Source organism: Staphylococcus equorum, assembly GCF_001747895.1.
Taxonomy (GTDB): Bacteria; Bacillota; Bacilli; order Staphylococcales; family Staphylococcaceae; genus Staphylococcus; species Staphylococcus equorum_A.
On sequence record NZ_LNNB01000024.1, the window covers coordinates 1 to 234 of the forward strand.

The 234-nt window shown below is 44.9% G+C and carries 1 protein-coding gene; it reads right to left on the minus strand.

Going from position 1 to position 234, the window contains the following annotated elements; all coding sequences use genetic code 11:
• On the minus strand, window positions 1-234 hold a 234-nt coding region (locus AST02_RS10395; RefSeq protein WP_256092400.1), incomplete at both ends, for an Ig-like domain-containing protein.

Sequence of the window (234 nt, forward strand, 5' to 3'; positions counted from 1 at the left end):
TCTTCATTTCCTACTAAATCTACGTTCGTCGGAACACCTATTGCGTAATTGCCTTGATTGTCTGCTGTACCTGTTGCCACACTTCCATCTGGGAATTTAACCGTAATCGTCGAGCCTGGTTCGCCAGTTCCTGTTACTTGTGTGCCTTCACTTGTAACCTCATTCACCGTTGGGGCTGTAGGTACTGTTGTATCTATAACTGTTAATCGTGTTTCTGGCGATACATTGCCTGAT